This window comes from Streptomyces sp. NPDC048211, from assembly GCF_043202315.1.
GTDB lineage: Bacteria > Actinomycetota > Actinomycetes > Streptomycetales > Streptomycetaceae > Streptomyces.
Window position 1 is genome coordinate 1 of the sequence record NZ_JBIDAD010000045.1, and the last position, 5,883, is coordinate 5,883.

The following is a 5,883-nucleotide window of genomic DNA, read 5'->3' on the forward strand; positions in this document are numbered from 1 at the left end:
GGAGGACGAGGCATTGACGGGCATGACGGAGGTGCTCCTCGCGTGGTCGATGCGTGCTCGATGTGGATCGGTGGGAACCGAACCGGCGGCCGGTCGCGGTCAGATCGTGTTGCGGTACGGCGGCATGAAGCGCATCCGCGGCATCTGGTCGGCCAGCACTCCCCCGTCGACGACGAGACGCGCCCCCGTGAGGTACGCCCCCGCATCCGAGGCGAGCAGCAGCAGTGCGCCCACGCATTCGTCGGGCTGTGCGTACCTGCCGAGCGGGATGCGCTCGCGGTAGGCGGATTCGAAGGCCTCCCGGTCGAAGGGGAACTCGCCGTCGATGGGGGTCTCGACCATGCCGGGGGCCAGGGTGTTCGCGGTGATGCCGTGCGGGGCGAGTTCGACCGCCAGGGTCTCGGTGAGCAGTTGGGCGGCGGCCTTGGAGGCGTTGTAATGGGCCAGACCGGCCTCTGCCACCAGCGCGTTCTTCGAGGTGATGGTGATGATGCGGCCGGCGACGGAGTCCGCCGTCATGTGTTCGGCGATGCGCTGGCTGAGGAAGAACACGGCGTCGACGTTGACCCGCATGATGTGCGACCAACTGGCCGGGGTGATCTCGTTGAAGCGTTCCAGGGCCGCCGTGCCCGCGTTGTTGACCAGGATGTGCAGCGGCCCGGCCTCCGCGCGCACCGTGTCGACGAAGCCGGCCAGCGCCTCGATGTCCGCGAGGTCCTGCCCGTGGACGTGGCAGCGCCTGCCCAGCGCCTCGATCGCCGCAGCGGTCTCGGCGACACCCTCGGCTCCGGGCAGGTCGACCAGGACCAGATCGGCTCCGGCCTCGGCGAGGCCCACGGCGAAGGACCGGCCGAGACCCCGGGCGGCCCCGGTGACGACCGCGGTGCGGCCGGTCAGGTCGAATCGGTCGGTGCCGCGGGGCGGGACGGCTGCGGTCATCGCGGGATTCCTTCGGGCGAGGACGGACGGGGAAGGACGAGAGGTGGGCCGCCGCGCCGGGACACAACAGGGTGGGAGGCGCGGCGGCCCGGCTGCGGACCGGCACCGGATACCGGGGGAAGTGACCCGGGTACCGGCCCGCAGGCTGTGGGAACGGCCCGGTCAGCCGTTCAGGCCCAGCAGGTCGAGCGAGGGCCGGTGGATGATCTCCTCGACCGCGTCCGCGTCGAGCGGCGGCAGCCCGGGGATGCCGGGGATGCGGGCGATCTCCCGCAGGCCCTTCACCGAGTCGTCGACCGTCGTGAACGGGTAGTCGCTGCCGAACAGCACCTTGTGGAAGACCCCGTAGTCCTGGACCAGCCGGAGGCTGTGCCAGAGCTGGAAGGGCCGGTAGTGCAGGGCGCTGAGGTCGGCGTACACGTGCGGGTGCTTGCGGATGACCGCGATGCACTCGCCCTCGAACGGGTGGCCGAGGTGGGCGAGGACCATCCGCAGCTCCGGGTGGCGGATGGCGACGGCGTCCAGGTGCCGGGGCATCGCCCACTCCAGCGGTGCGCTGGAGACGAACGTCGTGCCGGTGTGCACCAGGAGCGGCAGCCCGTGCCGTTCGGCGTACGTGTACAGCTCGTCGTACTCCTCGGCGGCCGGGTCGAAGCCCGCGTACATCGGCATCAGCTTGATGCCGCGCAGGCCCAGCTCCTGGTGGCCGTAGCGCAGTTCCTCCTGCCAGCCGGGCTGGGTGGGGTCGAGCGCCAGATAGCCGATCAGCCGGTCGGGGTGTTCCCCGACGTACGCGGCCACGGCGGCGTCGTCCACCCACAGTCCGCTGCGGCGCGCCTTGCCGCCGACGACGATCGTGCGGGTGGAGTCGGGCGCGGTGGCGGCGTACTCCTCCCACTTCACCGTGAGGTCGACCTCGCCCGCGTGCGCGCGGGCGGAGTCGGAGCTGAACGGGTCGGTGAAGTCGTGGCTGTGCCGGAAGAGATGGGAGTGGACGTCGGTGATCATGTGCGGTTCCGCTTCTCCCAGCCGTCCGCGAACATGTTCCAGAAGCGGTGGCTGGGCGGGTGTTCCTCGAAGACCTCGTCGACGAGTTCGACGCCGATGCCGGGGGCGGTCGGCAGGCCGATGCGGCCGTCCTTCATCGGGAGGGTGCCCTTGAGGGCGTCGAAGACGAACGGCTCCAGGAGCCCGTCGAAGGTTTCGAGGATCTTGAAGTTGGGGATTCCGAGCGCCGCGTGCACCGAGACGGTGGTGCAGAGCGGCGAGTTGGAGTTGTGCGGGGCCACGAGCATGCCGTGCGTGTCGGCGATCGCGGCGAGCTTCCTGACCTCGGTGAAGCCGCCTGCCATGGAGAGGTCGGGCTGGATGATGTCGACGGCGTTGGTCGCGAAGAGCTGCTTGTACTCGTAGCGGTTGTGGAAGTGCTCGCCGCCGGAGATGGGGAAAGCGGCACGCTGCCGCAGTTCCGCGTACCGCTCGATGTGGGTCCAGGGCATCGGCTCCTCGAACCAGCCGATGTCGAACGGCTCCAGCTCCCGCACGAGGCGGGCCGCGGTCGGCATGGCGAACCGGGCGTGGCCCTCGATGAACAGGTCGATGTCGGGCCCGACGGCCTCGCGGACGGCGGCCACGAGGTCGATGGAGCGGCGCAGTTCGGCGCGCTCCAGCTCGTGCAGGCCGGGGCCGAAGGGGTCGAACTTGAGGGCGGTGTAGCCCTTGGCCACGGTCTCCTCGGCCTTGGCGGCGAAGGTGTCGGGCTCGCGCTCGCCGGTGTACCAGCCGTTGGCGTAGACGCGGACGTCGTCGCGGCAGGCGCCGCCGGTCAGCCGGTAGGCGGGGACGCCGAGTGCCTTGCCCATCAGGTCGTACATCGCCTGGTCGAGGCCGGACAGGGCGACGCCGCCCATGTCGCCGCCGCGCAGGAAGTCGCCCTGGTAGACGCGGAGCCAGAGTTCCTCGATGTCGAAGGGGTCGGCGCCGATCAGGTGGCGTCCGGCGATGGCCTCGGTGAGGGCGCAGACCTCGGCGACGCGGTAGGGGTGGGTGATCTCCCCGATGCCGGTCAGGCCCTCGTCGGTGTGGACGCGGACGTAGCCGAAGTCGCGCCAGGAGGTGCCGAGCATCAGGGTCTCGACGCGGGTGATGCGTCCGGCGGGGCCGGCGGGGCGGGTGCGGTTGACGGTCAGCATCAGCGGGTCGCTCCGCCCATGGTCGAGGTGTTCTCCAGGTCGCGGGCGCCACCGTCGGCGAGGACGGCCTTCACGGCTGCCTCGGTGCCCTCGATCAGACGGTCCACGTCGGCGTCGGTGTGCGCGTAGCTGATGTGGCTGCGCTTGAGGTTGAGCGGGAGCTCGAACAGGCCGTGGTCCAGGAGCTTGCGGCGGTAGCCGACGAACATCGAGGCGTCGTTGTTCAGCAGGTCCGCGTAGGTGCGGGGGGCCTCGCCCGGCATGAAGTAGCTGACGAAGACGGAGCCGTAGCCGGTGACGACGGCGGGGACGCCGAGACGCTCGTAGAGGCCGGTCAGTCCGGTGCGGACGCGGTCGCCGAGGCGGAAGACGTGGTCGTGGACCGGTTCCTCGCGGAGCTTGCGCAGGGTGGCGAGGGCGGCGGCGACGACGGACGGGTGGCCGTTGTACGTGCCGGCGAAGAAGGCGGGGGCGCCGGGGCGGGTGGAGAAGAGGTCCATCAGGTCGGCGCGGCCGCCGATCGCGCCGACGGGGGCGCCGTTGGCGATGGCCTTGCCGAGGGTGGTGAGGTCGGGGGTGACGCCGGAGATCTGCTGCCAGCCGCCGATGCTGTGGCGGAAGCCGGTGATGACCTCGTCGAAGATCAGGACGGAGCCGGCCTTCGTGGTCTCCTCGCGCAGCGTGGTGAGGAACTCCTGGTACGGAAGCAGCGCGCCGACGTTGTGCGGGACGGGTTCGACGATGACGGCGGCGATGTCGGAGCCGTGCTCGGCGAAGGTGCGCCGGACGGCCTCGCTGTCGTTGAACGGCAGGACGAGAGTGGCTTCGAGGACCTCGGGCAGGATGCCGGTCGAGATCGGGTCGTGCCCGCCGACCTTCGAGGGCTCGGAGATGACGTTGAGGCTGACCGCGTCGTGCCAGCCGTGGTAGCAGCCCTGGAACTTGACGACGAGGCGGCGGCCGGTCGCGGCGCGGGAGACGCGCAGCGCGTGGAACGTGGCCTCGCTGCCGGTGCTGGTGAGCAGGACCTTCTCGACCGAGGGGATCAGCTCGGTGAGCTGTTCGGCGAGGAGGATCTCGCCCTCGGTGACGCCGACGCCCATGTGGCCGAGGGTGGCGCCGGCCTCGGCGGTGGCGCGGGCGACGTCGGGGTCGTTGTGGCCGAGCAGCGGGGGGCCGAACGCCGAGTGGAAGTCGGTGTACTCGCGTCCGTCGGCGGTACGGAACCGTGCGCCGTGGGTGCCGGTGACCACCAGGTCCGTCAGTCCGGGAACGCTGCGCTGACCGCTGTTCACGCCGCCGGGTACGACCTGGCGGGCGCGCTCGGCGAGTCGGGCTCCGGATTCGTTGCCTACCGGGCCTGAACTCATGGTGCTTGCTCCTTGCGTCGAGAGTCGTCGGTTTTCGCGGGCCCTGCCCGGCCCGTGAGTCCCTGGCGCCATCCGCCCGGCAGTCGCCGCAGGAAGAGGGTGATCCGTGGTGCTCGGTGATGCGTTTCGCTTTTTCAGAACGCTGTTCTGTAGAGCAGAACAGTGCCTGGATATTACGTCCGGCCCGAAAGCCGGTCAACCCCCTTCTGCCCCACCAAGGCCCAGATCCGGGGCATTTATTGAATCGGAGGCACTCTCCGCACCCGCGGAGGCACTACGCTGTTCTGCTATGACGAACAGTGCTGCCCCAGAAGAACCGAAGTACTGGGTCAAGAGCGTGGCCAGGGCAGCGGACATCCTCGAAGCGCTCGCCGCCCCCTCACAGGGGAACGGCCTGAGCGTCACCGAGGTCGGCCAGGCCTGCTCCATCTCCAAGAGCGCCGCCTTCGGCATGCTTCAGACCCTGCGCGCCTACGGCCTCGTCTCGGACGACGGCGAGGGCATGAACCGCCGCTACCGGCTGGGCATGAGCCTGGCCAGGCTCGGCGACCGGGCCAGATCCCAGGTCTCCTTGCGCGGGGTGGCCCACCCGGTACTGCGTGAGCTCACCCGGACCACCGGCATGGCGTCCCGGCTCGCCGTCCCCGAGGACGGCCACGCCGTCGTGGTGGACCAGGTCGAGCTCGACCAGCGCGTCCGGCTCGACCTGCGGATGGGCCAGCGCGAGCTGCCGCACTGCACGGGGCTGGGCAAGGCGCTGCTCTCCGCCGTGCCGCAGAGCGAGGCCGCCTCGGTGATCGAGCGGTTCGGGCTGCCCCGGCGCACCTCGCGCACGATCACGGACCCGGCGACGTTCCTGGCCCATCTCCGCGACATCGCCCGGGTCGGGTACGCCCTGGACGACGAGGAGGACGCCGAGGGGATCATCTGCATCGGCGCGCCGGTCTTCGACGACCGGTCGGTGTGTGCGGGGGCCGTGTCGATCACCGGCCTCAAGCTCGGGCTGCCGGCGTGGCGCTACCAGGAGCTGGGCGGCCAGGTGCGGGACGCCGCCCGCCGGATCAGCGTCTCGCTGGGCTGGACCGAGGACCCGGACGACGACGCCGCGGAGACCGGCACGGCACATTCCGACGGAATCGGGTCTTGACCGATCGGCATCACCGGCCGTAGGTTCCCTGCCAACCGAGGTGACATTCACCCGTCACCTCCGATTTACCCCTTCCGGTCCGCTTCCGGCGCCTGCCCACCGCGCCGTGAACACCCGACGACCGGACCCTTTTCAGCCATCCGCCGTACGGCAGTCCCTCGCAGGAACGCTCCCTCACTCGTCGCACTTCTCGGAAGGCGAAGTCCGCATGAGCGTTCCGCACCACCCCACCCCT

At 70.5% G+C, this 5,883-nt stretch carries 5 protein-coding genes; 1 reads left to right on the forward strand and 4 read right to left on the reverse strand.

What is annotated here, in order from left to right:
• Positions 1 to 99: 99 nt before the first annotated feature.
• The 4 genes from ACGFZA_RS42370 to ACGFZA_RS42385 all read right to left on the reverse strand — a co-directional run bounded on the left by ACGFZA_RS42370 (position 100) and on the right by ACGFZA_RS42385 (position 4,501).
• On the reverse strand, positions 100 to 939 hold the full coding sequence (locus tag ACGFZA_RS42370; protein ID WP_362557719.1) for an SDR family oxidoreductase: 840 nt from the start codon (positions 937 to 939) through the stop codon (positions 100 to 102).
• 162 nt (positions 940 to 1,101) lie between these two features.
• Complete coding sequence (locus ACGFZA_RS42375) at positions 1,102 to 1,947, reverse strand: amidohydrolase family protein (RefSeq protein WP_385289076.1); 846 nt, start codon at positions 1,945 to 1,947, stop codon at positions 1,102 to 1,104.
• Positions 1,944 to 3,131, reverse strand: coding sequence for a mandelate racemase/muconate lactonizing enzyme family protein (locus ACGFZA_RS42380; RefSeq protein ID WP_393686450.1), 1,188 nt, complete (start codon positions 3,129 to 3,131; stop codon positions 1,944 to 1,946). The genes ACGFZA_RS42375 and ACGFZA_RS42380 overlap by 4 nt, the downstream gene beginning before the upstream one ends.
• Positions 3,131 to 4,501, reverse strand: a complete 1,371-nt coding sequence (locus ACGFZA_RS42385; RefSeq protein ID WP_385289082.1) for an aspartate aminotransferase family protein — start codon at positions 4,499 to 4,501, stop codon at positions 3,131 to 3,133. Before ACGFZA_RS42385 ends, ACGFZA_RS42380 begins: the two co-directional genes overlap by 1 nt.
• Before the next feature lie 289 nt (positions 4,502 to 4,790).
• On the opposite strand from ACGFZA_RS42385, the gene ACGFZA_RS42390 reads away from it, so the two are divergent.
• Positions 4,791 to 5,648 carry an IclR family transcriptional regulator gene (locus ACGFZA_RS42390; RefSeq protein WP_393686452.1) on the forward strand — a complete coding sequence of 286 codons (858 nt, stop codon included), beginning with the start codon at positions 4,791 to 4,793 and terminating at the stop codon, positions 5,646 to 5,648.
• Positions 5,649 to 5,883: the final 235 nt, after the last annotated feature.